Source organism: Klebsiella sp. 2-CIP_Kleb. (assembly GCF_050378715.1).
Lineage (GTDB): Bacteria > Pseudomonadota > Gammaproteobacteria > Enterobacterales > Enterobacteriaceae > Klebsiella > Klebsiella quasipneumoniae.
Genome location: NZ_JBNRLG010000002.1, coordinates 83,923 through 109,245, shown reverse-complemented (window position 1 = coordinate 109,245; position 25,323 = coordinate 83,923). Strand labels below are relative to the sequence as shown.

The 25,323-nt window shown below is 61.4% G+C and carries 25 protein-coding genes; 13 read left to right on the top strand and 12 right to left on the bottom strand.

Annotated elements, in window-relative coordinates; all coding sequences use genetic code 11:
- Positions 1 to 102: 102 nt before the first annotated feature.
- Complete coding sequence (locus ACQUTP_RS08470) at positions 103 to 1,818, top strand: lysophospholipid acyltransferase family protein (RefSeq protein WP_032455618.1); 1,716 nt, start codon at positions 103 to 105, stop codon at positions 1,816 to 1,818.
- Positions 1,819 to 1,888: 70 nt separating this feature from the next.
- Here the strand turns inward: ACQUTP_RS08470 and tauD are convergent, their stop codons facing one another.
- The 7 genes from tauD to ACQUTP_RS08435 all read right to left on the bottom strand — a co-directional run bounded on the left by tauD (position 1,889) and on the right by ACQUTP_RS08435 (position 8,082).
- Positions 1,889 to 2,740, bottom strand: coding sequence for a taurine dioxygenase (tauD, locus tag ACQUTP_RS08465; RefSeq protein WP_017898949.1), 852 nt, complete (start codon positions 2,738 to 2,740; stop codon positions 1,889 to 1,891).
- Positions 2,737 to 3,564: a taurine ABC transporter permease TauC gene (gene tauC / locus ACQUTP_RS08460; protein ID WP_004204893.1), complete on the bottom strand. Its 828-nt coding sequence runs from the start codon at positions 3,562 to 3,564 to the stop codon at positions 2,737 to 2,739. The genes tauD and tauC overlap by 4 nt, the downstream gene beginning before the upstream one ends.
- The gene (gene tauB, locus ACQUTP_RS08455) at positions 3,561 to 4,328 is read right to left on the bottom strand and encodes a taurine ABC transporter ATP-binding subunit (RefSeq protein WP_004178719.1); all 768 of its coding nucleotides are present in this window, start codon (positions 4,326 to 4,328) and stop codon (positions 3,561 to 3,563) included. Before tauB ends, tauC begins: the two co-directional genes overlap by 4 nt.
- An 11-nt stretch (positions 4,329 to 4,339) precedes the next feature.
- Entirely contained in the window at positions 4,340 to 5,302 is a 963-nt protein-coding gene (tauA, locus tag ACQUTP_RS08450) for a taurine ABC transporter substrate-binding protein (protein ID WP_004204897.1), read from the bottom strand.
- A 240-nt stretch (positions 5,303 to 5,542) separates the two neighbouring features.
- Entirely contained in the window at positions 5,543 to 6,475 is a 933-nt protein-coding gene (gene mmuM / locus ACQUTP_RS08445; protein ID WP_017898951.1) for a homocysteine S-methyltransferase, read from the bottom strand.
- Positions 6,462 to 7,871, bottom strand: coding sequence for an S-methylmethionine permease (mmuP, locus tag ACQUTP_RS08440; RefSeq protein WP_004204899.1), 1,410 nt, complete (start codon positions 7,869 to 7,871; stop codon positions 6,462 to 6,464). Before mmuP ends, mmuM begins: the two co-directional genes overlap by 14 nt.
- An 82-nt stretch (positions 7,872 to 7,953) precedes the next feature.
- A complete protein-coding gene (locus tag ACQUTP_RS08435; RefSeq protein WP_161992934.1) occupies positions 7,954 to 8,082 on the bottom strand; it encodes a hypothetical protein in 129 nt (42 codons plus the stop codon).
- 62 nt (positions 8,083 to 8,144) lie between these two features.
- Between ACQUTP_RS08435 and eat the strand changes: the two genes are divergently transcribed.
- The 3 genes from eat to eutC are packed head-to-tail and all read left to right on the top strand — an operon-like array spanning position 8,145 to position 11,695.
- Positions 8,145 to 9,524 (top strand): ethanolamine permease, encoded by a 1,380-nt coding sequence (gene eat / locus ACQUTP_RS08430; protein ID WP_004204901.1) that lies wholly within the window; start codon positions 8,145 to 8,147, stop codon positions 9,522 to 9,524.
- A 9-nt stretch (positions 9,525 to 9,533) separates the two neighbouring features.
- Positions 9,534 to 10,922 (top strand): ethanolamine ammonia-lyase subunit EutB, encoded by a 1,389-nt coding sequence (locus ACQUTP_RS08425; protein ID WP_004204902.1) that lies wholly within the window; start codon positions 9,534 to 9,536, stop codon positions 10,920 to 10,922.
- Positions 10,919 to 11,695 carry an ethanolamine ammonia-lyase subunit EutC gene (gene eutC, locus ACQUTP_RS08420; RefSeq protein ID WP_004204903.1) on the top strand — a complete coding sequence of 259 codons (777 nt, stop codon included), beginning with the start codon at positions 10,919 to 10,921 and terminating at the stop codon, positions 11,693 to 11,695. Before ACQUTP_RS08425 ends, eutC begins: the two co-directional genes overlap by 4 nt.
- Positions 11,696 to 12,121: 426 nt before the next feature.
- Here eutC and ACQUTP_RS08415 read toward each other — a convergent pair whose 3' ends face one another.
- Positions 12,122 to 12,265, bottom strand: coding sequence for a hypothetical protein (locus tag ACQUTP_RS08415; RefSeq protein WP_032426080.1), 144 nt, complete (start codon positions 12,263 to 12,265; stop codon positions 12,122 to 12,124).
- Here ACQUTP_RS08415 and ACQUTP_RS08410 point away from each other — a divergent pair.
- The 5 genes from ACQUTP_RS08410 to ACQUTP_RS08390 are packed head-to-tail and all read left to right on the top strand — an operon-like array spanning position 12,258 to position 16,789.
- Entirely contained in the window at positions 12,258 to 13,364 is a 1,107-nt protein-coding gene (locus ACQUTP_RS08410; RefSeq protein WP_004147267.1) for an ABC transporter substrate-binding protein, read from the top strand. The genes ACQUTP_RS08415 and ACQUTP_RS08410 overlap by 8 nt on opposite strands.
- Positions 13,365 to 13,383: 19 nt before the next feature.
- Positions 13,384 to 14,283, top strand: coding sequence for a branched-chain amino acid ABC transporter permease (locus ACQUTP_RS08405; RefSeq protein WP_004204905.1), 900 nt, complete (start codon positions 13,384 to 13,386; stop codon positions 14,281 to 14,283).
- Entirely contained in the window at positions 14,283 to 15,332 is a 1,050-nt protein-coding gene (locus ACQUTP_RS08400) for a branched-chain amino acid ABC transporter permease (protein WP_002890127.1), read from the top strand. The genes ACQUTP_RS08405 and ACQUTP_RS08400 overlap by 1 nt, the downstream gene beginning before the upstream one ends.
- On the top strand, positions 15,319 to 16,101 hold the full coding sequence (locus tag ACQUTP_RS08395; protein WP_017900983.1) for an ABC transporter ATP-binding protein: 783 nt from the start codon (positions 15,319 to 15,321) through the stop codon (positions 16,099 to 16,101). The genes ACQUTP_RS08400 and ACQUTP_RS08395 overlap by 14 nt, the downstream gene beginning before the upstream one ends.
- Entirely contained in the window at positions 16,094 to 16,789 is a 696-nt protein-coding gene (locus ACQUTP_RS08390) for an ABC transporter ATP-binding protein (protein WP_100050891.1), read from the top strand. Before ACQUTP_RS08395 ends, ACQUTP_RS08390 begins: the two co-directional genes overlap by 8 nt.
- Before the next feature lie 116 nt (positions 16,790 to 16,905).
- On the opposite strand, the gene ACQUTP_RS08385 is transcribed toward ACQUTP_RS08390, so the two are convergent.
- The gene (locus tag ACQUTP_RS08385) at positions 16,906 to 17,076 is read right to left on the bottom strand and encodes a hypothetical protein (RefSeq protein WP_002890108.1); all 171 of its coding nucleotides are present in this window, start codon (positions 17,074 to 17,076) and stop codon (positions 16,906 to 16,908) included.
- A 334-nt stretch (positions 17,077 to 17,410) separates the two neighbouring features.
- Between ACQUTP_RS08385 and ACQUTP_RS08380 the strand changes: the two genes are divergently transcribed.
- From ACQUTP_RS08380 to ACQUTP_RS08365, 4 genes are read left to right on the top strand one after another with little or no spacing between them, the layout of a single operon-like run.
- On the top strand, positions 17,411 to 18,220 hold the full coding sequence (locus tag ACQUTP_RS08380; protein WP_002890106.1) for an ABC transporter substrate-binding protein: 810 nt from the start codon (positions 17,411 to 17,413) through the stop codon (positions 18,218 to 18,220).
- Between the two features lies 1 nt (position 18,221).
- Positions 18,222 to 19,040: an amino acid ABC transporter ATP-binding protein gene (locus ACQUTP_RS08375; protein ID WP_004204909.1), complete on the top strand. Its 819-nt coding sequence runs from the start codon at positions 18,222 to 18,224 to the stop codon at positions 19,038 to 19,040.
- On the top strand, positions 19,037 to 19,789 hold the full coding sequence (locus ACQUTP_RS08370; RefSeq protein WP_065903480.1) for an amino acid ABC transporter permease: 753 nt from the start codon (positions 19,037 to 19,039) through the stop codon (positions 19,787 to 19,789). The genes ACQUTP_RS08375 and ACQUTP_RS08370 overlap by 4 nt, the downstream gene beginning before the upstream one ends.
- Positions 19,779 to 20,468, top strand: a complete 690-nt coding sequence (locus tag ACQUTP_RS08365) for an amino acid ABC transporter permease (protein ID WP_017900979.1) — start codon at positions 19,779 to 19,781, stop codon at positions 20,466 to 20,468. Before ACQUTP_RS08370 ends, ACQUTP_RS08365 begins: the two co-directional genes overlap by 11 nt.
- A 3-nt stretch (positions 20,469 to 20,471) precedes the next feature.
- Here the strand turns inward: ACQUTP_RS08365 and ACQUTP_RS08360 are convergent, their stop codons facing one another.
- The 3 genes from ACQUTP_RS08360 to ACQUTP_RS08350 are packed head-to-tail and all read right to left on the bottom strand — an operon-like array spanning position 20,472 to position 25,309.
- Entirely contained in the window at positions 20,472 to 21,182 is a 711-nt protein-coding gene (locus tag ACQUTP_RS08360) for a fimbria/pilus periplasmic chaperone (protein ID WP_017900978.1), read from the bottom strand.
- On the bottom strand, positions 21,151 to 22,794 hold the full coding sequence (ecpD, locus tag ACQUTP_RS08355) for a fimbrial adhesin EcpD (RefSeq protein ID WP_004204915.1): 1,644 nt from the start codon (positions 22,792 to 22,794) through the stop codon (positions 21,151 to 21,153). Before ecpD ends, ACQUTP_RS08360 begins: the two co-directional genes overlap by 32 nt.
- Positions 22,784 to 25,309 (bottom strand): fimbrial biogenesis outer membrane usher protein, encoded by a 2,526-nt coding sequence (locus tag ACQUTP_RS08350; protein ID WP_080935954.1) that lies wholly within the window; start codon positions 25,307 to 25,309, stop codon positions 22,784 to 22,786. The genes ecpD and ACQUTP_RS08350 overlap by 11 nt, the downstream gene beginning before the upstream one ends.
- Positions 25,310 to 25,323: the final 14 nt, after the last annotated feature.

Below are 25,323 nucleotides of genomic sequence, written 5' to 3'. Positions count from 1 at the left end.
TATCCGGGAAACCTCGCTTGCTGCGACCGAATCTTCACCCAACTGTAATCTGAACGACATCTCTACCTTCTACTGTCTGGGCAGGACGGAGGAGGAGCCACTATGTTTAGTCTCGACAACGTACTCGATGACCTGTGGCCTCAGGCGAGGCCCGCCCCCTGGCAAAAGAAACTGTTAAAAAAGCTATTTTATGAGGAAGAGTTTCAACAATTTGCCGACCGTCACCGCCACCTGAAGGGGCTTGATACGGTCGAACAGGTGCTGGAATACCTCAATATCCGCTGCGCCATCCCGGCGCACGATCTCGAACAAATCCCCGAATATGGCCCGCTGGTCATTATCGCCAACCACCCCACCGGCACCCTCGACGGCCTGGCGCTCCTGTATGCGGTATCCCGCGTGCGACGCGACGTCAAAGTGGTCACCAACCGCATGCTCACCCACCTTGAGCCCCTGAGCTCGCTGTTTATCCCGGTGGATAATATTCATGGCCGCACCGCTAAAACGGCGCTGCAGCAGATGGACCAGCAGCTACAGGCCGGTGGGGTACTGATTTTCTTCCCGGCGGGGGAAGTCTCTCGCCTTACCCGTCGCGGCATTCGCGATAAAAAATGGCACTCGGGCTTTATTAAGCTGGCGGCGAAATATCGCGCCCCGCTGCTGCCGGCGTGGATTCATGCCCACAACAGCGCCCTGTTTTACGCCAGCACCCTGGTCTCCGACAACCTGCCGCTGCTCCTGCTGATGCAGCAGATGTTTCGCCGGCGCAACAGCAGCCTGCCGGTGCGTATCGGCCAGCAGATCCCCTGGTCGAGCTGGTTCGATGCCCAGTCCAGCGCTCGCGAACTTACCGGCCGCTGCTATCAGCACCTTGAACAGCTGCGCAAAGGGCTGCCTGGGCAGTTCAAAACTGAAAGCGCCATCGCCCGCCCGGAAGATCGGGCGCGGCTCAAACGCGAACTGCACAAGGCCGAATGCCTGGGCCGCACCGCCGATGGCAAAGTGATTTACCTCTGGCAGCGCAACGGTCAGGAGGAGGCGCCGCTGCTGCGCGAGCTGGGACGCCTGCGGGAAATCGCCTTCCGCGCGGTTGGCGAAGGCAGCGGCAAACGGCGGGATATCGACGGGTATGATGACGACTATTTGCATCTGATCCTGTGGGATGAAGAAGACCTCGAGATCGTCGGCGCTTACCGCTTTATGCCGACGGCCATACAGCTGGCAAAGCGCGGCCTGGAGGGGATCTACAGCTCCAGTCTGTTCCACTACGACGGGCGAATGGACGACATCCTGCAGCACGGCATTGAGCTGGGGCGCAGCTTTATCCAGCCGCGCTACTGGGGTCGACGCGGGCTGGACTACCTGTGGTCCGGCATCGGCGCTTATCTGGCGCGCTACCCGCACTATCGCTATCTGTTTGGCCCGGTATCGATTTCTGGTGGGCTGCCGCCCGCCGCTCGCGATCTGCTGGTGGCGTTCTACCGGCTGTGGTTCCCGGCGACGCACCCGCTGGCGGAGTCCCGTCGCCCTTATCCGGCCTCGCTGCCCGACGTGCTGGCGCAGTTTGGCGGGGAGGATTACAACGACGACCTGGCCCGGCTGAAGTCCCTGCTCGGCAACCTCGGCTGCGCGATCCCGCCGCTGTATAAGCAGTACTCGGAAGTGTGCGAGCCGGGCGGCGTGCAGTTTATCGATTTCGGCAGCGATCCGGATTTCAATAACTGCGTGGATGGTCTGGTGCTGGTGGATTTGACCTATCTGAAAGCGAACCGCTATCAGCGCTATATTGGCGCGCATTTAGCTTTGCAGGCCGGATAGCCGGTTTATCCTGCCATCCGGCCAGGGTGGCGGATGGCAGGGGTAGTTCTGCAGGCAACATTAACCGCGGCTACGACGCCCGGAAATACGGCTTATCGCCGAGGATCGTCGCCCGGTGCATAATGCGCCGCTGCGGCAGATAGTCGGCATTGGCGTAATGCTGCGTCACCCGGTTATCCCAGATAGCGACATCGTTCGGCTGCCAGCGCCAGCGCACCTGAAACTCCGGTTTGGTGATATGGGCAAACAGGAAGCTCAGCAGCGCCGCGCTCTCTTTCTCGGTCACGTCGACAATCCGCGTGGTAAAGCCTTCATTAACGAACAGCGCCTGCTTGCCGGTCACCGGGTGGGTACGCACCACCGGGTGCAGCAGGGGCGGATGCTTCGCCACCGCCTCCTGCCAGCGCCGATGCTCGGCTTCCGTGTGGTTGTACTTATATTCCTGGAACGATTTACGGAAATCGTGTTCCGCATGCAGGCCACTCAGCAGCTGCCGGAAGGGTTCTGACAGCGCTTCCCAGGCGGCAATGCCGCTGGTCCACAGAGTATCCCCGCCGGTCGCCGGCAGCTCTTTCGCCGCCAGAATGGCGCCGGCGGGCGGCGTGTCGATAAAGGTGACATCGGTATGCCAGTTGTCATTATCCGGCGGATTATCGTTGTGGGTATCGAGGACGATAATCTCTTCCACGCCAGGGGCGTGAGGGTAGACCGGATGAATATGCAGGTCGCCAAATCGCAGCGCCAGGTCGCGCTGTTGCGCCGGGGTGATATTCTGTTCGCGCAGGAATACCACCTGATGACGCAGCACCGCGTGATACAGCTGCTCAAACTGGTTGTCGCTCAGCGGACGGGTTAAATCCGCCCCGGTCACCAGCGCGCCAATATACGGCCCCAGCGGGGTAATGCTCAGACGTTCACTCATTGTACTTCTCCATGCCAGGGCGTCAGGCGGCGCTGCAGCGCGCGCAGCCCCAGTTCCAGTAAAAAGGCGATAATGGCAATGACTGCGATCCCCGCCAGCACCACATCGGTGGCGAGAAACTCGCCGGCGGACTGCACCATAAACCCTAACCCACGGGTGGCGGCGATCAGCTCAGCGGCCACCAGCGTTGACCAGCCCACCCCGAGACCAATGCGCAGCCCGGTGAGGATCTCCGGCAGCGCGCCGGGCAGGATCACCAGCCACAGCACCTGCGCCCGGCTGGCGCCCAGCGAACGGGCGGCGCGAATCCGCACCTGCTGCGCGCTTTTCACCCCCGCCAGCGCCGACATCGCTACCGGGGCGAAAATCGCCAGGTAGATCAGCAGGATCTTTGACGTTTCACCAATGCCAAACCAGATCACCATCAGCGGTAAGTAGGCCAGCGGCGGCACCGGACGATAAAGCTCGATCAGCGGATCGAGGATCCCGCGCACCGTCGAGTTGAGCCCCATGGCGATCCCCACCGGTACGCCAATAAGCACTGCCGCCAGCAGGGCGATGACGATCCGCGTCAGGCTCGCCGCCAGATGCTGCCAGAGCGTCGCATCCATAAAGCCCTGCGGCCCGGCGATGGTGATAAGCTTCTGCAGCACCTGTCCCGGCGGCGGCAGAAACAGCGGGCTAATCAGCTGCAGCGCCGCGACCGCCCACCAGACGGTCAGCAGCACCGCCAGGGTCGCCACGCTGAGGGTAAGCTGACGGGAGAGCGGCCAGCGCCATTTCAGCGTCGTCTGACGCGGTTTGTCGTTCAGTACCACGCTCATGAGAAAGCCTCCCGTTGGTCAAACACCCGGCTCAAAATGTATTCCCGCTGTTCAATAAAGCGCGGGTCGGATTTGATGCTGCGGCAGGATTCGCCCGCGACAAAGCGACGGCTGAAATCAAGCGGCAGCCGCTCCACCACCCGTCCCGGCCCCGGCGACAGCAGCACCAGCTCGGTGGCCATAAAGATGGCCTCTTCAATGTCATGAGTGATCAGCAGCACCTGTTTGCCGGTCTCATGCCACAGTTTCAGCAGCAATGTCTGCATCTGCTCGCGGGTAAAGGCGTCAAGCGCGCCGAAGGGCTCATCCAGCAGCAACAGCTGCGGATTCGCCGCCAGCGCCCGGGCGATGCCCACCCGCTGGCGTTGACCGCCGGACAGCTGCCAGATAAAGCGTTTTTCCGCCCCTTCCAGACCCACCTTCTTCAGCATCTGCGCCGCCGCTTGCCGGCGCTGCGCTTTATCCACGCCCGCCAGCTGGAGGCCCAGCGCCACGTTATCCTGCACATTGCGCCACGGCAGCAGACCTTCATTCTGGAAGACCACGCCGCGCTCTGCGCCCGGCCCGGTCACCCGCTGACCTTCGAGGGTGATGCTGCCGTGCTGATAGGGCACGAATCCGGCAATCAGGTTCAGCAGGGTAGTTTTACCGCAGCCCGAAGGCCCCAGCACCACCAACAGCTCCCCACTCTCCAGCGTCAGGTTGATATCCGCCAGCGCCGGTTTACCGCCGTAGTCGGCGGAAAGATGCGAGATTTGCAGCATCGCCGCCTCCTTTACTTCACAAAGCGGTCAGTGACGTACTGACGATAATCGGTTCCCGCCGCAGGCACTTTGCCCTGCTCTTTCAGGAAGCGCGCGGTATCCACGATGGCCTGATTGACCGGCCCGTTCAGCGCCTGCGCCTGCTCAGCGGCGGTGAGATAGGTATTGCCCTTCACCAGCCCCGGGACATCGGCTTCCGGCACCCCGCTCAGGCGCGCCAGCTTGCTGATGTTGTCCGGCTGTTTCAGCCATGCCTCCGGGTTGGCGATGTAGGGCTGCTGGGCGTCGATGGCGCTTTTAGCGAACGCTTTGACAATCTCCGGATGCTGCTCGGCGAAGTCCTTACGGACCACCCAGACGTCGAGGGTCGGCGCGCCCCACTCCCCAACCTGCGCGGAATCGGTCAGCACCTTGCCCTCTTTTTCCAGTTCATTAACCGCTGGCGCCCAGACGTAAGCGCCATCGATATCCCCGCGCTGCCAGGCGGCGATAATCGCCGGCGGCTGCAGGTTAATAATCTGCACCTGGCCCGGCTTGATGCCCCAGTGTTTGAGCGCCGACAGCAGGCTATAGTGGGTGGTGGAGATAAACGGCACGGCGATGCGCTTGCCGATCAGATCTTCCGGTTTGGTGATGCTTTTCTTCACCACCAGCGCTTCGGAGTTGCCGAGCTTTGAGGCAAGCAGGAACACTTCAATCGGCACCTGCTGGCTGGCGGCCACCGCCAGCGGGCTGGAGCCGATATTGCCGATCTGCACATCGCCGGAGGCCAAAGCGCGCACCACGCTGGCGCCGCTGTCAAATTTCCGCCAGTCGACGGTCGCCCCGCTGGTTTTGGCGAAGGTGTTGTCCGCCTGGGCGACTTTCGCCGGCTCAGCGGAGGTTTGATACGCCACGGTCACGTTGACCGCCTGCGCCTGGAAGGCGGCGACGGCCAGCGCCGCCAGAAGAGTAATTCGCGATGTGAATGCCATAATGTCTGCTTCCCCTGAGTTGTTATAGGTGCAGTATTTCCGGCATCAGGATGGAGATGAAGTAATTAAAAATTCTGGCTAATAGCGAATCGTTTTTAGAACAAAAGCGGGAAAGGATAGTTGATTTTGAGCGGTGGGTTGGTGGCAGATGGTTGGCGCCGGGTGGCGGCTGCGCCTTGCCCGGCCTCCGGTTCGCGCAATATGTAGGCCGGGCAAGCGCAGCGCCACCCGGCAAAAAACTCAGCGCTTCGCGTTCAGCTCAGCAATATCCTTCGGCGTGGTGCGGCAGCAGCCGCCGATCAGCTTCGCCCCGGCCGCCAGCCACTGCGGCAGATAATCCGCCAGGCTGGCGCAGGCTTCGCCATGATGGTGCCAGGTCTTGCTCACCGCATCATAATGCTCGCCGGAGTTAGGATAGACCACCAGCGGCAGCGCCGTCAGGCTGTGCAAATGCGCCAGCGCCGCGGGCGTATTTTCCAGCGCGATACAGTTGATCCCCACCGCCACCACCTGCGGGTTATCCGCCAGGGCGGCCATCACCTCGCGTAGCGGCGTGCCGTCGCTCAGATGTTCGGCGTCGCGCAGCGTGAAGGAGTACCAGGCGCGAGCGCGGGGATACTCCTGCAGCAGGGCCGCCAGGGCCTGGATCTCGGCGAATGACGGCAGGGTTTCACAGGCCAGCAGGTCGGCACCCGCATCCAGCAGCGCTTCGACGCGCGGGCGGTGGAAGGCCTGGAACTCTGCCGCGCTGCGCTGATAATCGCCGCGATACTCCGAGCCGTCGGCAAGAAACGCGCCATACGGCCCCACCGAACCGGCGACCAGCAGCGTGCCGGCCTGCGGGTTCTCGGCGAGGTACGCCTCGCGCGCTTTGCGCGCCAGCTCGACGCTTTTGCCGATCAGCGCCCGGGACTGCGCGTCATCCAGCCCGCGTGCGGCAAAACCCGCCGGGGTGGCCTGATAGCTGGCGGTGATCGCCACCTGCGCCCCGGCGCGAAAGTAGTCGAGATGCACATCGCGGATCAGCTGCGGGTTCTCCAGCAGCACTTTCGCCGACCACAGGCTGTCAGCCAGATCGCAGCCGCGGGCCTCCAGCTCGGTGGCCATAGCGCCGTCCAGCAGCACGAAAGGCTGGGCGGCAAGCAGGGCGGTAAACGGATTAGTCTGCGACATGTTGGGGCTCCTGAGTCATTTTCCGTGAACGAGTAAGATACCAGGCACCATAGCACAGGGCCACAAAGGGGATCCCGCACCACAGCGCAATTCTCTGGCTCGGGTCAAAAGCAAGGCCCACGCAGGCCACCAGGCACAGCACAAAGCCCAGAATCGGCACCACTGGATACCAGGGGGCGCGATATTGCAGGTCGCTCAGCGCCTTACCCTGCTGCAGATGGCGGCGGCGGAACATAAAGTGCGAGGCGCAGATGCTCAACCACACCGCCACCACCGCAAAACCGGAGATCGCCGACAGCGCCACAAACACCGTGTCGGGCGCCACCACGCTGGAGAACAGCGCCAGCACGCCGCCCAGCATACTCACTGACAGCGCGGTCACCGGCACGCCCCGTTTATTGACTTTGGCAAAGCAGGCCGGCAGCGTCTTCTCGTTCGACAGCGACCAGAGCATCCGCCCGGAAGCGTACAGGCCGGAGTTGGCCGCCGAGAGGATCGCCGTCAGGATCACGAAGTTGAAAATATCCGCCGCGTAAGGGATACCCACCTTTTCAAACACCAGCACGAAGGGGCTTTTCTCCACCCCCGCCTGCTGCATCGGGATCAGCGCCGCCAGCACAAACACGGTGCCGATAAAGAAAATAATCAGCCGGGCGATGGTGGTGCGGATGGCGACCGGAATAACCTTATGCGGGTTTTCCGTCTCCCCGGCGGCAATGCCGATAAGCTCCGTCCCGGAGAAGGCGAAGTTCACTGCCACCATGGTCATCAGGATCGGCAGGCCGCCGTGCGGGAACCAGCCTTCGGCGGTGATATTGCGCAGGCCCGGCGCCGGGGAGCCATCCTGCATCGGAATGATGCCGAAAATGGCCGCGCCGCCGAGAATAATAAACGCGATGATGGTGATCACTTTCACCAGCGAGAACCAGAACTCGCCTTCGGCGAAGAAGCGGGTCGAAATGATGTTAAGGCCGAAGATCACCGCGCAGAACACCACGCACCAGATCCAGACCGGCACCTGCGGGAACCAGTACTGCATACAGAAGCCGGCGGCGGTAAAGCTCGAACCCAGCGCCACCGTCCACGTCAGCCAGTAGAGCCACGCCACGGTATAGCCCGTCGCCGGGCCAAGGTAACGCGCCGCGTAAACGTGGAAAGCGCCGGTCTCCGGCATCGCTACCGACAGTTCGCCGAGGCACTGCATCACCAGCCAGACCACCAGGGCGCCAATCAGATACGCCAGCAGCGTCCCGGCCGCGCCGGTGGTGGAGATGATATAGCCGGTATTAAAGAACAGGCCGGTGCCAATCACGCCGCCGAGCGACAGCATGATCAGATGACGCGTTTTCATGGTGCGCTTCAGTTGCCCACCTTGTTGTTGTGTTGTGCTTTGCATTTTATTTTCTCACGCCAGCCCGCTTGCCCGGGTCATGATGCGTATAAACGTATAGACATCTAAACATCCAAAAGAAGAAGTGTTATACCGTGCCGCCGCTGAAAAAGCAAAGCCGCTGCACCAGGTCGCGCGCCGACAGCGTGCAGCCTGCCCCATTTTTGCGCAGCGCCGACGGGCGCTCCCCGAACTGGCGCCTCATCGCGACGGACAACGTTCTGGCACTCTCTTTGCAGCCTGTCGTTCAGAACCTTTCTATCTGGCGAGGCAACACGTATGACAGAGCACACCACCACCTTAAAAAGAACGCTCGGCAGTTTTCGTTTATGGGGGATCGCCGTCGGACTGGTGATATCCGGGGAGTACTTCGGCTGGAGCTACGGCTGGTCGCAGGCGGGCACGATGGGGTTTATGGTCGTCGCCCTCGCGGTCGCCGCCATGTACTGCGCCTTTATTTTCAGCTTTACCGAGCTGACCACCGCCATCCCGCACGCTGGCGGCCCTTTCGCCTATGCCTACCGCGCCTTCGGGCCCACCGGCGGCTTTATCGCCGGTTTTGCCACTCTGATTGAATTCGTCTTCGCCCCGCCGGCCATCGCCATGGCCATCGGCGCCTACCTCAACGTGCAGTTTCCGGCGCTGGATCCGAAATGGGTCGCCTGCGGCGCCTACGTGATCTTTATGACGCTCAATATCCTCGGCGTCGGCATCGCCGCCACCTTCGAGCTGATCGTCACCCTGCTGGCCATCTTCGAGCTGCTGGTGTTTATGGGCGTAGTCGCCCCCGGCTTCTCCTGGAGCCATTTCACCACTAACGGCTGGGCGGGCGCGGAAAGCTTTAGCGGCCTGGCGCTGCCGGGGATGTTCGCCGCCATTCCGTTCGCTATCTGGTTCTTCCTCGCCATTGAGGGGGCTTCCATGGCCGCCGAAGAGGCCAAAGATCCGCAGCGCACCATTCCCCGCGCCCTGGGCGGCGGCATTCTGACGCTGACGGTGCTGGCGATTGGGGTGATGGTCTTCGCCGGCGGCGTCGGCGACTGGCGCGCGCTGTCCAATATTAACGATCCGCTGCCCCAGGCGATGAAGACGGTCGTGGGCAACGGCAGCGGCTGGCTGCATATGCTGGTGTGGCTGGGGCTGTTTGGCCTCGTCGCCTCCTTCCACGGCATCATTATGGGCTACTCGCGGCAGATCTACTCCCTCGCCCGCGCCGGCTATCTGCCCGCCGGTCTGGCCACCCTCAATCGCCGCACCCGCACTCCGCATCTGGCGATCCTTGCCGGGGGCGTGGTGGGCATCGCCGCGATCTTCTCCGACTCGCTGATCACCATCAGCGGCATGCCGCTGACCGCCTGCATCGTCACCATGTCGGTATTTGGGGCTATTGTTATGTATATCACTTCCATGGCGGCGCTGTTCAAACTGCGCCGTAGCGAGCCGAAGCTGATCCGTCCATTCCGCGCGCCGCTCTACCCGCTGGCGCCGGCCTTTGCCCTCGGCATGGCGCTGCTCTGCCTGGTGGCGATGGTTTGGTATAACCTGCTGCTGGCGCTGATTTTCGCGGCGATGATGCTCGGCGGCTACCTGTGGTTCCGCAAAACCGCAGCGGCCCGTGAACGGGCGCCAGTGGATCCTCAACTGCGAACGGTCTCCTGAGGAGGCGGCATGTATAAAACCACGCTATCGGGCCAGGTATGGCGCTTTGATAGTCTGAAAACGCTGATGGCGAAAGCGTCGCCGGCCCGCTCCGGCGACGCCCTGGCGGGGGTTATCGCCCACTCAGCCGAAGAGCGGATGGCGGCGAAAATGACCCTCGCCGAGGTGCCGCTGACCGACATCCTCGACAATCCGCTTATCCCTTACGAGCAGGACGAAGTGACCCGCCTGATCATCGACACCCATGATGCGCAGGGCTTTGCCGCCCTGCGTCACCTGACGGTCGGCGATTTCCGCGACTGGCTGCTGGACGATGCCACCGATACCGCCACGCTGCAGCGGGTCGCCCGCGCTATCACCCCGGAGATGGCGGCGGCGGTAAGCAAGCTGATGCGCAATCAGGATCTGATCCTCGCCGCCAGCAAATGTCAGGTGGTGACGCGCTTTCGCAACACCATCGGCCTGCCCGGCCACCTCAGCGTGCGCCTGCAGCCCAACCATCCCACCGATGACCTGAAAGGCATTGCCGCCAGTATGCTCGACGGGCTGCTGTACGGCGCCGGGGACGCGGTGATCGGCATCAACCCGGCCAGCGACAGCTTACCGGTGCTGGCGCAGTTGAACGTGATGCTGGACGATATTATCCAGCGCTTCGCCATTCCCACCCAGTCCTGCATTTTGACCCACGTCACCAATACGCTGCAGCTGATTGAGCGCGGCGCGCCGGTGGATCTGGTGTTTCAGTCGGTGGCGGGAACCGAAGCGGCCAACAGCGGCTTCGGCATCAATCTTGCCATGCTGCAGGAGGCCCGCGAAGCGGCCCTCAGCCTCGGTCGCGGTACCCTCGGCAACAATGTGATGTATTTTGAGACCGGGCAGGGGAGCTGCCTGTCGGCCAACGCCCACCACGGCGTCGACCAACAGACCTGCGAGGCGCGGGCCTACGCCGTCGCCCGCCACTTTGAACCGCTGCTGGTCAATACGGTGGTCGGCTTTATCGGTCCGGAGTATCTCTACGACGGCAAGCAGATTATTCGCGCCGGGCTGGAAGATCACTTCTGCGGCAAGCTGATGGGCCTGCCGATCGGCTGCGACGTCTGCTATACCAACCACGCGGAAGCGGATCAGGATGATATGGACACCCTGCTGACCCTGCTGTGCGCCGCCGGGCTCACCTTCCTGATCGGCGTGCCCGGAGCGGACGATATCATGCTCAATTACCAGAGCACCTCGTTCCATGACGCGCTGTACGCCCGTCGTCTGCTGGGCTTAAAGCATGCCCCGGAGTTCGCCGACTGGCTGGCGAAGATGCAGATTATCGATCCGCACGGCGCGCTGCGGCTCACCGACGCCCGTCATCCACTGTTGTCCGTCCTGCCGCAAGGAGCCTCCGTATGAACCGTCCCGACGCCTGGAACCCGCTGCGTGAATTTACCGATGCGCGGATTGCCCTGGGGCGCAGCGGCGCCAGCCTGCCGACCCGCGAAGTCCTCAACTTTGGTCTGGCCCACGCCAGAGCGCGGGATGCTATTCATCAGCCGTTCGCCAGCCAGCAGCTGGTGGCGCCGCTGGCGGCGCTCGGCCTCGACGCTCTGACGGTGCACAGCGCCGCGCCGGACCGTCACACCTATCTGCGGCGTCCGGATCTCGGAAGGCAGCTTGCCGACGAAAGCCGCGCCGACCTCGCCGCCAGCGGCGTCCGCCCCGCCGACCTGCTGCTGGTGATCGGCGACGGCCTCTCTTCATGGGCGGTAGAGCGCCAGGCGGTGCCGTTGATCCGCGCCCTGCTGCCCTACCTGCAGACGCTGGGTATCGGCCTGGCGCCGGTGGTGCTGGCCCATCAGTCACGGGTGGCGCTGGGGGATGATATTGGCGAAACCCTGAAAGCCCGCGCGGTGGCGATCCTGATTGGCGAACGACCGGGTCTCTCCTCGCCGGACAGCCTCGGCGTCTACCTCACCTGGCAGCCGCATCGGCAGCGGCTGGAGTCGGAGCGTAACTGTATCTCCAATATTCGCCCGGAAGGACTGAGCCATGACGCCGCCGCCTTTAAACTGGCCTGGCTGCTGGAGCAGGCTTTTTTACGACGGCTTACCGGCGTGCGCCTGAAAGATGAAAGCGATAATCCGGCGCTGCATGGGAAAATAAAACCGTTGCCCCCTTTAAAATAATAAGTCACGTGAGCCACAGAATAGATTGTTAATATTACCGGGCGCACCTGAATATTATATTCGGGTGCACGCTGAAATTTCCCGGCGGCGCTTCGCTTGCGCGGGCCGACGAAAACCGTTTAACCGGTATATTGCCTGTTTTCAGGCCGGGGAAGGCGCCTGTCGCCACCCGGCAAAATGCGTTCACCGTATCAAAAACCGTGTGGTCGCCAGCCTTATGCCCTTGCCTGCAGGTAATAAGAATATTGCATGAGTAAAAACGAAACGGACGTTGTAAGGTAATTCAGCGCATTAAAAATACCCGTCATACTTCAAGTTGCATGTGCGTTGGCTGTCAGTCACTTACTTCTGTAAGCGCCTGGGGACTCGCTCACTTGCCGCCTTCATGCGACTCGAATTATTTAGGGTATATATCTCGTTATCTATTCAACATAACAGCCAATAATTCGCCGGATAAGCTGGCGCATTATTCCTCAATGTTATGCAGTCATTGATGGTTAAAGATAAATAATCGACCGACGGAGAAATACCCATGAAATCGTTTTCCGGGAAAGCGTCTTTAATGGCCACGCTGGTTGCCGCGCTGGTCGGCGCCAGCAGCGCGCAGGCAGCGGAAATTAAAATCGGGGTGGTATTACCCCTGAGCGGCGCCCTCAGCGGCTATGGCCAGCCGTCGCAGAAAGGTCTGGACATTATTCAGGCCATCACCCCGACGTTAAAAAATGGCGATACCATCAAGCTTATCGTTATCGATGATAAAAGCGACAAAGTCGAAGCGGCCAACGCCATGCAGCGCCTGGTCTCCAGCGATAAAGTGGATGCCGTGATCGGGGAAGTCACCTCCTCCAACACCCTGGCGATGACCAAAATCGCCGACGACAGCAAAACGCCGCTGGTCTCCTCCACCGCCACCAACGACCGGGTCACCCGCAACCATCCGTACGTCAGCCGGGTCTGCTTCTCGGACAGCTTCCAGGGGGTGGTCGGGGCCAATCTGGCCTCCCGCGATCTGAAAGCCAAAACCGCCGCCATCGTGTTTGACAGCAGCAACGATTACTCCGTCGGCCTGGCGAAAGCGTTCCGCACCCAGTTCCTGAAAAACGGCGGCACCATTCCCATCGAGGTCCAGGCCCCGGGCGGCAGCAAGGACTTTAAAGCCCAGCTGGCGAGCGTCAAGGCGAAGAATGTCGACATGATTTATATGCCGATCTACTACACCGAAGGGGCGCTGATTGCCGTGCAGTCTAAACAGCTGGGGCTCAACAAACCGGTGGTGGGCGGCGATGGTCTGGCCGCGGATCAGGTCTTCTTCGATGTCGGTAAAGACGCGGTCAACGGCTATATGACCACCGATTATTACTCGCCGAACGCCAAAGAGCAGACCCCGGCGGGGGAAACCTTCATCAAAGCCTGGGAAGCCAAATACCAGCAGCCGACCCATACCTGGGGCGCAATGGCGGCGGATGCCTATAACGTCATCGTCAACGCCATGAACCAGTGCAGCGATCCCCACGATCGGGTCTGCGTAAATGAAAAAATCCGCGCCACCAAAGATTTCCAGGGCGTGACCGGCACGCTGACCTTACAGAACGGCGATGCCATTCGCAGCGCGGTCATCAACGAAGTGAAAGATGGCAAGCTGGCGTTTCGTACCGTGGTTAACCCTTAAGTTGTGACGAGGCTACAAAATGGACGGCGCCATTTTTCTCCAGCAAGTGGTCAATGGAATGAGTCTTGGGGGCATGTACGCCCTGATTGCCATCGGTTATACGATGGTTTATGGCGTGCTGCGGCTGATCAACTTCGCCCATGCGGACGTGATGATGGTCGGCGCGTTTAGTACGCTGTTTTTATTTTCTTCGGTTGGGCTACCCTTCGGGGTAGCCGTTTTCCTGACCCTCGGGCTGTGCGGCCTGTTTGGTATGCTAATTGACCGGGTCGCCTATCGTCCGCTGCGTCAGGCCTCGAAAATCTCCATGCTGATCACCGCCATCGGCGTCAGCTTCTTCCTCGAAAACCTGTTTAACGTGCTGTTCGGCGGCAGCTCGCGCTTCTTCTCCGCCCCGGACTTTTTCAACCAGACCCGGGCCTTTGGCAGCGTCATCATTACCAACGTGGCGTGGATTGTGCCGCTGATCACCGTCCTGCTGCTGCTGGCGATCCTCTGGCTGCTGTACCGCACCCGCTATGGGATGGCGATCCGCGCGGTGGCCTTTGACGTCAACACCGTGCGCCTGATGGGCATTGACGCCAACCGGATCATCTCCCTGGTCTTCGCCCTCGGCAGTAGCCTCGCGGCGCTCGGCGGCGTGTTCTACTCCATCAGCTACCCAACGATCGATCCCCTGATGGGCGTGCTTATCGGCCTGAAGGCCTTTGCCGCCGCCGTGCTCGGCGGGATCGGCAGCGTCACCGGCGCGGTGCTGGGCGGCTTTATCCTCGGTTTTACCGAAGTGGTCGCGGTGGCGATCGTCCCCGAACTGGGCGGCTATAAAGATGCTTTCGCCTTCCTGTTCTTGATTCTGGTCCTCTTGTTCCGCCCAGTCGGCATTATGGGCGACGAACGTCTGGAAAGGAGCCGTTTCTGATGCTCAACGCGACGACGACCGCCGGGGCGCAGCTGCGCAACCTGGCCATTATTGTCATCTGTATCGCGCTGCTGGCCGGAATCAACGTGGTTTTCAATGACTACATTGTTCGCGTCATCAGCACCATTTTTATCTTTATGATCCTCGCGGTCAGCTACAACCTGATCAACGGCGTGACCGGCCAGCTGTCGCTGGAGCCGAACGGCTTCGTGGCGGTGGGCGCCTACGTCACCGCCCTGCTGATCCTCTCCAGCGACAGCAAGGTAGACATGTTTGAAATGGCCGCCCCCAGCCCGTGGATCCTCAGCCTGCACGCGGGTTTCCTCCCCGCCCTGCTGATAAGCGGCCTGTGCGCGGCGGCACTGGCGGTGTGCCTCGCCGTGCCGGTCTTCCGGGTGCGGGGCGACTACCTGGCCATCGTCACCCTCGGCTTCGGGTTTATCATCAAGATCCTCGCCATTAACAACCCGCAAATCACCAACGGCGCCATCGGGCTGAACGATATTCCGCAGCAGCCGCATCTTCTGTTCTGGTGCGGGCTGTTCGCCCTGCTGGCCACCGGCATGATCCTTCAACTGGTGTGGTCGAAGTATGGTCGGATGATGAAAGCTATTCGCGACGACGAAGATGCGGCGATCGCCATGGGGGTCAACACCTTCCGCATTAAAACCTGCGCCTTCGCCACCAGCGCCTTCTTCGAAGGGATCGGCGGCGGTCTGCTGGCTTCCCTGCTGACCACCATCTCCCCGGGGCTGTTCGACTTTATGCTCACCTTCCAGCTGCTGATTATTATCGTCCTCGGCGGACTCGGCAGCACCACCGGCGCCCTGCTCGGCACCGTGCTGGTGGTCGGCAGCGGCGAGTGGCTGCGCTTTCTCGACCAGCCGCTGCAGTTCTTCGGTCACGATCTCGGCGCCTATCCGGGCCTGAGAATGGTGGTCTTCTCCCTGCTGCTGCTGATTATCATGCTCTTCGCCCGCGAAGGGCTGCTGGGGAAAAAAGAGATTTGGCAGACCGGAAGAAGGAGCGGCGGCTATGGCGGAAAATAAAATCATCCTGCAGGTGCAGGACGTCACCATGCAGTTTGGCGGCCTGCGGGCCATCGACAACGTCAGCTTCCATGTTGACGAGGCGGAGATCTTTGGCCTTATCGGCCCGAACGGCGCGGGTAAGACCACCCTGTTTAACGTCATCACCGCCAACTATAAGCCCACCAGCGGCAGCGTCACCCTCGCGGGCGCCTCGCTGAAGGGGCTGAAGCCCAACCAGGTGGTGAACGCCGGGATCGCTCGCACCTTCCAGAATATCCGGCTGTTTAACTCTATGACGGTGCTGGAGAATGTGATGGTCGGGCTCGACCGGGCCAGCCGCTATTCGCTGCTGGAGGCGGCCCTGCACATTGGCCGCTACTTTCCGGCCGAGCGGGCGGCGAAGGCCAAAGCGATGGCCATTCTGGAGGATATCGGCATCGCCCACTTCGCCCATATGCAGGCCACGAACCTGAGCTATGGCAACCAGCGCAAAGTGGAGATCGCCCGCGCGCTGGCCACCGCGCCGAAGCTGCTGCTGCTCGATGAGCCGGCTGCCGGGATGAACCCAAAGGAGACCGAGGATCTGGCGGAGCTGATCTTCCGCATGCGCCATGACTATCAGCTCAGCGTCCTGTTAATCGAGCACGATATGCCCTTCGTCAACCGCCTGTGCGAACGGGTGATGGTCCTGGAGTATGGTAAGCCATTGTTCAGCGGCCTGATGGCCGAGGCGATCCAGCATCCGGACGTCATTTCCGCTTATCTGGGAGAAGCCAATTATGCTTAACGCCCGGGAACTGAAGGTTTTTTACGGCGTGATCCAGGGGCTGAAGGGCGTCGATATCGACGTCTATGACCGGGAGATCGTCACCCTGATCGGTAGCAATGGCGCCGGTAAAACCTCCACCCTCAATGGGATCGTCAACCTGGTGCGCTCCAGCGGGCGCGTCAGCTTCCTTAACGACGATATCTCGTGCAGCCAGACCCACCAGATCGTGCGCCGCGGGCTTGCGCTGGTGCCGGAGGGACGCCGGGTCTTTACCAACCTGACCATCGAAGAGAACCTGCGCATGGGCGCTTACAATAATCTCGCCGGCTACACCCGCCTGCGCGATCGCATGTACGCCCTCTTTCCACGGCTCAAGGAGCGGCGCCATCAGATGGCTGGCACCATGAGCGGCGGCGAGCAGCAGATGCTGGCCATCGCCCGGGCGCTGATGAGCGAGCCGGTGTTATTGATGCTGGATGAACCGAGCCTCGGACTGGCGCCGAAAATTGTCGGCGAGCTGTTCGGCATCATTAAGCAACTGCGCGAAGAGAATATGACGGTGCTGCTGGTGGAGCAGAATGCGACGGCCGCGCTGGCGATCGCCGATCGGGCGTATGTCCTGGAGAATGGCCGGATCACCTTGTCAGGCGCGGCGCGGGAGATGCTGACTAATCCGGAAATTAAGCGGATGTATCTGGGGGGATAGGCATGGTCAAAACTGCCTGGGCTGCGGCGGCGCCTCCTGCGAGGCCGCAACCTCAGGCAGTCTCTTGCTACACAAAGCACACCTCGTTCCAGTAGGCTTCTCGCGTCCTGCGTCGCTCAGTATGTCTTATCATGACGGAACCACCGGGTTTCCACGTTGCCAATGTCCACGCCGTAAAGGCTGGCCACCGGCAGGATCGCCTCCATGACGCGTTGGGTATCTTGCTGTCCGGCTTCACCGTTGGACAAAAAAGCCAGCCAGCCCGTTAACCGTTGCCACAATGCCACTTTCGTTTTCTCCTCTGTCGGGAAGCGTATCGCCTGGGTCTATTTCAACCACAGTTGGCCGGGCGCGGGAAATATTAATTCCGAATTTGCAATCCTGGCTGGCGCATATTACCCCCGGTCCTTTTCCCCTCACCCTAACCCTCTCCCTGAGGGAGAGGGAACCGTTCGGCGGTCGTTGTCGCACCGGGAAAACGCCAGCGGCGCATAAAGAATACCCACAGGTTTGTTAAGTTCTTTTTGGTTATAGATAAGAATTTTTTCTTCTTTGCCGCCGATGGGCAATTTATGGGAGCGTGATGTCCACAAAACAAAACAGGGATTCAGGGGAAAAACTATGCGCAACAAAACCACAAAAATCGCACTGGCGCTGGGTATGCTGCTGCTCGCCTCGCAGGCGCAGGCCGACCAGCTGGCTGACATCAAAGCCGCTGGCGTCGTGAAAGTCGCCACCTTTGACGCCAACCCGCCGTTCGGCTCCGTAGACGCCAAAACCCACCATATCGTCGGCTACGACGTCGACTTTGCCCAGGCGCTGGCGAAAGCGCTCGGCGTCAAACTCGAGCTGGTGGCCACTAACCCGGCCAACCGTATTCCGCTGCTGCAGTCCGGCAAAGCCGACCTGATCGTCGCCGACATTACCATCACCCCGGAGCGGGCCCAGGTTATTGATTTCTCAACGCCGTATTTCGTCACCGGCCAGCAGTTCCTCGTGCCGGCCGGTTCTCCGGATAAGCTTGATGAGTACAGCAAAGCGCGCATCGGCGCGGTGAAAGGCACCACCGGCGAACAGGCCCTGCACCAGCGTTTCCCGCAGGCTCGCGTCCTCTCCTATGACGATATTCCGCTGGCCCTGACCGCCCTGCGCAACGGCAACGTCCAGGCCATCACCCAGGACAGCACTATCCTTGCCGGTCTGTTGGCGGAAGCGCCGGATAAAGCCAAGTTTAAAATTCTGCCCGATCTGCTCAGCAAAGAAGAGATTGGCGTGGGCGTGAAGAAAGGCGAACCGGCCCTGCTGAAAGCCGTCAACGATGAGCTGGTGAAGCTGGAGAAAACCGGCGAAGCCGCGAAAATTTACGATGTCTGGTTTGGCCCTGCCACTAAAACGCCGCAGCCGCGCGCCTTTACCATAGAAGCGAAATAATATGTTCTCGGGTTTATTCTCCCACTCCGCGGCCCCGGCCGCGGATTTTTCACGTCTGCAGCGCGCCAGCATAACGTTTCGTGAGGTAGCCAAGCGCTACGGCGATCATCAGGTGCTTAACGCTATCAACCTGCAGGTCGAGCCCGGCGAAGTGGTGGCGATCCTCGGTCCTTCCGGATCGGGAAAATCGACGCTGATCCGCTTGATCAACCAGCTCGAATCCTTAAGCGGCGGCGAGATCCTGATCGACGGTAAACCCACCAGCCGGCTGAGCGGCAGCGCCTTGCGCCAGCTGCGTAGCCGCGTCGGCTTTGTCTTCCAGCAGTTCAACCTTTACGCCCACCTGACGGCGCAGGAGAACATCACGCTGGCGCTGGAGCGCGTCCACGGCTGGGGAAAAAGCGCGGCTCAGGAGCGGGCGCTTGCGCTGCTGCGCCAGGTCGGGCTGGAGGAGAAAGCGCAGCAGATGCCGGCGCAGCTCTCCGGCGGCCAGCAGCAGCGGGTGGCCATCGCCCGCGCTCTGGCCTCCTCGCCGCAGATTATCCTGTTCGACGAGCCCACCTCGGCCCTCGACCCGGAGATGATCGGCGAAGTGCTGCAGGTGATGAAAAACCTCGCCCACAGTGGGATCACCATGCTGGTGGTGACCCACGAGATGCAGTTTGCCCGCGAAATTGCCGACCGGGTGGTGTTTATCGACGGCGGCGACATTCTCGAGGTCGCCCCACCGGCTGAGTTTTTCGCCCATCCGCAGCATGCCCGCGCGCGGCGTTTTCTGCAGAAGGTGCTGGATCCGCTGCACCAGGAGAGCCTCGAGTGACGCCGATGCTTGACTGGCACGGCGTCCTGAGCGGACAGCCGTTGCAATGGATTATCTCTGGTTTTCTCACCACCGTCTGGGTCAGCGTCGCCGGGATCCTGCTCGCCACTGCGCTGGCGGTCCTGCTGCTGGCCCTGCGTCTCGGCGGCGGCCGCGTGGGGCGCGGGCTGGTGGCCGCGTGGGTCTCGCTGTTTCGCAATACTCCGCTGCTGGTCCAGCTGCTGTTCTGGTACTTTGCCGCCTGGAACCTGCTGCCGCTGGCGGTGAAGGACGTGGTAAACGACGAGCACGCCTGGTCCATTCTGCCGGGCAACGTCTGGTGGCTGACGCCGGAGTTCCTCTGCTCGATGTGGGGGCTGGGGGTCTTTACCTCTGCCTTTCTGGTGGAAGAGATCGCCTCCGGACTGCGCGCCGTCAGCCACGGGCAGCGGGAAGCCGCGCTGTCGCAGGGCTTTACCCCGTGGCAGGAGCTGCGCTTTATCCTCCTGCCGCAGGGACTGGCCAACGCCTGGCAGCCGATTGTCGGCCAGTATCTCAACCTGATGAAACTCTCATCGCTGGCCAGCGGCATCGGCTTTGCGGAACTGACTTATCAGGTGCGGCAGATTGAGAGCTATAACGCGCACGCCCTGGAGGCGTTTGCCATCGGCACCGCGCTGTATCTGGCGCTGGGGGTGGCGATGGGCGTGGCGCTAACGCGTCTCGGCCCGGGAAGAAAACTGCAACGGAGCGCCCAACATGAACGCTAATCTGGCGGTGATCGCCGATAACCTTGATTACCTGCTGTGGGGCCGGCTGGCGGAGGGCCAGCCCGGCGGCGTGGCCCTGACCCTGCTGATGGCCATCGGCGCCACCCTGCTGGCGCTGCCGGGAGGCATTGCGCTGGCGGGCCTGGCCTGGCGCTACGGCGGGCTGACGCGACGTCTGCTGTTCCTGTGGGCGGAAATTATCCGCGGCATCCCGCTGATATTTGTCATCTTCTGGCTGTGGTATCTGCTGCCGATGCTGACCGGCGGCGATCTGCCCGGCGCGGTGACCGTGACCCTGGCGCTGGCGTGGTTTACCGCCGCCTCGGTGATGCATTCGGTGCTGGCCGGGCTGCAGTCGCTGCCGAAAGGACAGTATGAGGCGGCGCTGACCCAGGGGTTCGCCCCCGGGCAAACGCTGCGCCTGGTGCTGCTCCCGCAGGCGCTGCGCAACGTTCAGCCGTCGCTGGTGGGGATCTTTATCGGCCTGCTGAAGGACACTTCGCTGGCGTTTATCGTCAACGTCCCGGAGCTGACTACCGTGGCCGGCCAGGTCAACAACCGGGTGCAAATCTATCCCCTGGCGATCTTCGTCTTCACCGGCGCGGTGTACTACCTGCTGTGCTGCGGTCTGAGCCTGCTGGCCAGCCGGCGCTTTACCCGCCGCGCGACCGCCGGATAAGGCTCACTCCGCGGGACGGGGCTTCAGCGGACAGGTATCGCTGATCTTAATAAATTTGTCGTTATAGACCAGATAGTGGTTCCCCGGCTGGCGCAATGCCGGCTGGCGAACCACGTCCCCGGGACGCAGATACCACGCGTCGCCCTCCTCTTCGGTCGAATCGCACCCGGGTTTAATCAGCAGCTTAAACCAGGTATTGCCGGTGTTGCTCACCGTCCCGGCCGCCTTATCGAAAGACCATTTAAACTGTACCTGCCGCGGGCGCACCACCAGAATGGTATCCATCACCACCACTGGCTCCATGCTGACTTCGCCGCCGGTCGGGCTGCGCCTCGTCAGGTTACGGGTGGGAATTTCACGAAACGAGACCCGATAGTAGCGCTCGCGGTTATCCCGCGGCCCATGATAATAAAATTTGAAATATTCGCTCTCCCCGGCCTGCAGCGCCAGCTGGCGGGGGGCGAACAGCAGTTCGCCATCCACCGGCCGGGAGCGCACTTCGCTGCCGCCAGGGCGGTCGATGGCGCTGACAGTGATCCGGTACAGCCGCGCGCTTTTATTGTTATTGACCACCCGTTTGCTGGCGAAATCCGCTTCAGCCGGCAGGGAAAAGGTCAGATTGCCGACCGAGATCGCCTGCGCCAGCGGCGCCGCCAGCAGGCAGCTCAGCGTCAGCAGGGCCTTAGTTAATGTTGCGCCACGTCGCCTGGACATGAATCTCTCCTGAAGCGCTGACTTCGCCAAACCAGCCGTTATCGTCTACCGTCCGCAGCGAAATGGCGTTATCCATCGGAATCGAAAATTTCACCGTGGTCTTATCCATCTGCCCCACTTCGCCGGAGATATCGGTCCACGGCGTGGTCAGCCACAGCGCATCGGTCATATCCCGCCAGCTGTCATCGCACCCGGCGTCGTAGGTCTGCGTCGCGCCGCTGCGGGTGATAAAAGAGAGCGTCGCCGGGAACGGCACTTTCGCCGTACCGTCATCGGAGCTGAAGAGACAGTAGGAGCGCCCACCAATCACCTGCGCCGGTCCGGTCACTTTGATCAGCACTTCGTCGGCGGCCGTTTTACCGCTGGTGGTGACGATGTAGCCGAAATCGAGCGCCGGTTCACCACTGCCGACATACCCCTCCCGCGACGGCGCCGAGGTATATTCGTCAGAGATAATGCTGATGCTGAAATCACGGGGCTTGATAATCAGCGTATTGGAGGTGGAAAACTCATACCAGCCTGACTCCGGCGAGGTGGTGTTCTGGAAGCGAAAGTTGAACAGATCCTTGGTATTGATATCGCTGATCCCGAGATTCACCATCTGCTTAAAGAAGTTACTGGAGAAGAACACATAGATCGCATCTGAGCTCTTCATCTCATTGAAGGTGTAGTAATAGGCGGTATTGCTCACCGGCTTCCATGAGCTGCCGTTGAGGCTGAACTGCATATCATACGCCCCGACGGCCGAGGCCAGCGACGAGTTGGCGATCGCCGGGAAAATATGGATCGACGTATTGCTTAACCCATTGGTCTGCAAGGTATAATTGACCATCTTACAGCTTAATCCTGAACGGCTGCCGATAGTCTGTGTCCGGCAGTCGGCGTTCCCTTCCCCAAGGGTTGGCACGCCATCGCTGTTGATAAACACCTCCGCCAGCGAGTGGGTGTTTATCAACCGCAGGTTCGCGGCTTTGGTGTGGGTGACGTTGCGCACATACCAGTTGCCGGAGGCCTGATCCTTACAGCGCGCGCCGCTGCTGGCGTCGTAGTTCACCGAGGTCTGGCAGGCATTGATGGTCATCGTGAAGCTGCCGCCGACCGGCATCTGTTGCAGATACTGATAAAACGCGTCCGACATCATACCGTGCATCCACTTCGCGCCGCCGCTGGTCACCGTCGCGCCATAGAACCCGCTGGCGTCAGTGGTCTGCGGCAGGATCAGGCTGGTGGCCATATCGCACCCGGCGTACCAGTTGATGCAGCGCAGGCCGGTTAAGGGGTGCGAAACCGGCGAGTTTTCCAGCCACATATCAAACTTCCAGTTGGCATTGAGCCCGGTGTTGTAGCCGTTATCGATATAGCCGAGACTCTGCTGATAGATGGTCCCGGAGCCGGTGTATTTTAAGCCGGTCCAGCGGTTGGCGCCGGTCATGCGCGGATCCAGCGCCCCGCCGGGAGTGACGAAAAAGTTGTCGTCGGAGTTGTTTTCCACAAACACAAACTCGCGCGCCGGCGCATCCGACCAGGTGGTCTTGGTCACCGCCGCCCTGAGCGCAGCCGCCGGCCAGAGCAGCGCGAGGATCGCCAGGGCGATTAATGGGTTAACTTTCATTCTCTTCTCCTGTCTGCTGCACCGCCGCCCACGACGAGAGGCCGCTGCAAACCACATCCCCCACCCACACGGCGCCGCGCGCCTGGCTGAGCTCCAGCGCCACTTCGCAGGTTTTATTGCCGCCGTAGCTGAAATCGATCGTGGGGTATTTCTTATCCACATCCATAACAAACTCGCCGTTTTCATCGGTGCGGGTACGGCCGATATGGTTGTTAATCCGCGCATTCGCCAGCAGCGTGCCGTCTTCCGCCCGAATACGACCGGAGACGGTGACCATCTGCTTCACCTCTGGCTCAATCACCGCCACGTTGCCGGGATAGAGAGTCAGATGACTCTTGCGCCCGCTGACGATGTCGTAACTGTCGAGCGAGTTTTTGCTGTTCTGCAGCTCCACCTCATAGCGGCCATAAGGGGAGAGCGGCAGATAGTTACGCTTACCGCTGAGCGGGAAGATCCGCCCGTTGACCCTGGCGCTGATTTGACCATCGTCCTCCAGCCCGGTGTTGAAGATCACCCCGGCGTTGCCGTCGGTTCGTCCGCTGGCGGCGATATTTTTGCCCTGCCAGCCGACGCTGCCGCTGGCGGTGAGGTTGGTGTTGACGTAGCCGTCCGCTGCGCTGTTGACGTTCAGCGTGCCGCTGGCGTAGCGGGCGTCGAACTGGGCATACGCCCCGCCGCTGAGGGTTTTGTCATCCCCGGTATCGCCGGAGATGGCCCGCGACAGATTGGCGCCGATGGTGCGAATGGTGCCTTCATCAAACTGTTTACGCGCTGAGAGGTTAGCCATGGTGTAGCCGTTCTGATGGGTCATCCCGGCGCTGAACCAGTTGCCCAGCGGCAGCGACAGATCGAGGGCGATATATTTCCCGGTGTTGGCGCTGCTGTCGCCATTGTTATAGCGCTGGATCCCCGCCCGCAGGCCAAGCGAGCCAAAGGCGCCGCTGTAGACCGTCTGATAGTAATCCGCGGTGTAGTAATGGCTGTTGTAGCGGCGATCATCGTTGTAGCTCACGCTGAACGTTCCCAGCTTCGACCACAGCGCGTTCAGGTTGAGGGTGCCGCCGATCGCCCGGTTATCGGCATCGCTGCGCCGCAATTGATCGCCAATGTGGGTTCTCTCCTGGTTGACCCACATTGAACTAAAGCCCCCCGGCAACGTGGCGCTGATGCTGCCGACGCTGCTCCACGAGCTGTCGCTGGCCAGCATGTTTTGCAGGTTAACGTTGATCGCCTCGCCCAGCGGCAGCGTCAGGCGAGTTTCTCCCACCGCCTGGTTGTCGTAGCCATAGCCCGTTGCCGCCCAGCTCAGGGTGCTGAGCGACCCGGAGGCCGAGAGGCCCGCCAGCCAGCTCTCTTTCGCCGGCCGGGTCTTTTTTCCGCTCTCCGACCAGCGATCCATATGAAAACTGCCGCCCCATACCTGCCACGCCAGCGGCGCGCCGGCGCCGCGTCCCCGGCTGAACAGCTTATTGACCCGCTGGGTGCGTTTGCTGACCACCCGCCCGTTGACGATCACCTCCACTTCCACGTCGTAAATACCGTACGGCAGGCCGCGGGTATCCACTTCATGGTTGCCCATGGCGAAGTTCTGGACGCTCAGCAACCGGCCGTCGCGGGTGAGATGCACCTCGCCCGCCGCCGGTAAAAAGGCAATCACCGGCGTGGCGGACTGGCTGTTGTCGAAGACGGTGGAGCTGGCCTGGTTCCCCCAGGAAAGGCCGTAAATCTTGCCCGCCGAAATAGCGGTCATCGGTCCCAGAGACTGCAGGTTCCAGGTGTCAAGCATCCCGCCGGCAAAGCGGTGGCCAGCGAAATCGCGTTCATACATGGCTTTATATAATTCACTGTCCTGCTGACCACTGCCGATGCCGTACAGCGAGCCGTCGAGCACCACGTGATGCTCACGCAGCGCCGTGACGTTGTTCAGCGACAGGTAGCTAGAGGTGTTGCTTCCGCCGTTGCGCATCTGGTTGTTATAGACGCCGAGGTTATAGCTCAGGTTGCTGCTCAGGGCGTTGACGCTCGACTGGCCGATGTCTTCGCTGCGCGAGCGCAGCACGGTGCCCAGCGCCTCGCGCTTGACCACCAGCTGCAGCAGCAGCTGGCGCAGGCTGAGATCCAGCTGCGCGCTGTCGGTCAGAGTAATGGTGAGCGCCTCGCTGAACGGGGCGTTGGCGAGGCCGATCAGCTGCTGTCGGGTCTGTTCACTGACGCTGGCGTTACCCTCATTGTCTTCCAGCCGGATCTGCCGAACGCGCAGCTGGCCGCCGTCCAGCCAGATAAAGGCGCTGCCGATCCGCTGATCGTCCCGGGTGTCCTGGCTGCCGGCAAGATGAATATAAAGAGGAACGCTCATGCCGTCCTGCAGCGCCTGGCTGAAGGCCTGCGGAATAATCACCCCGCCAATCTGCTGCGCGCCTGGGGCCGCCGCACTGGCGTCGGGCTGAACGAACAAAAAAAACATGCCGAAGGCAAGCCGCGTTTTCAGTCCTGGGGAAATCCGTTGTAGAGGCATCGTCGTTATCCATC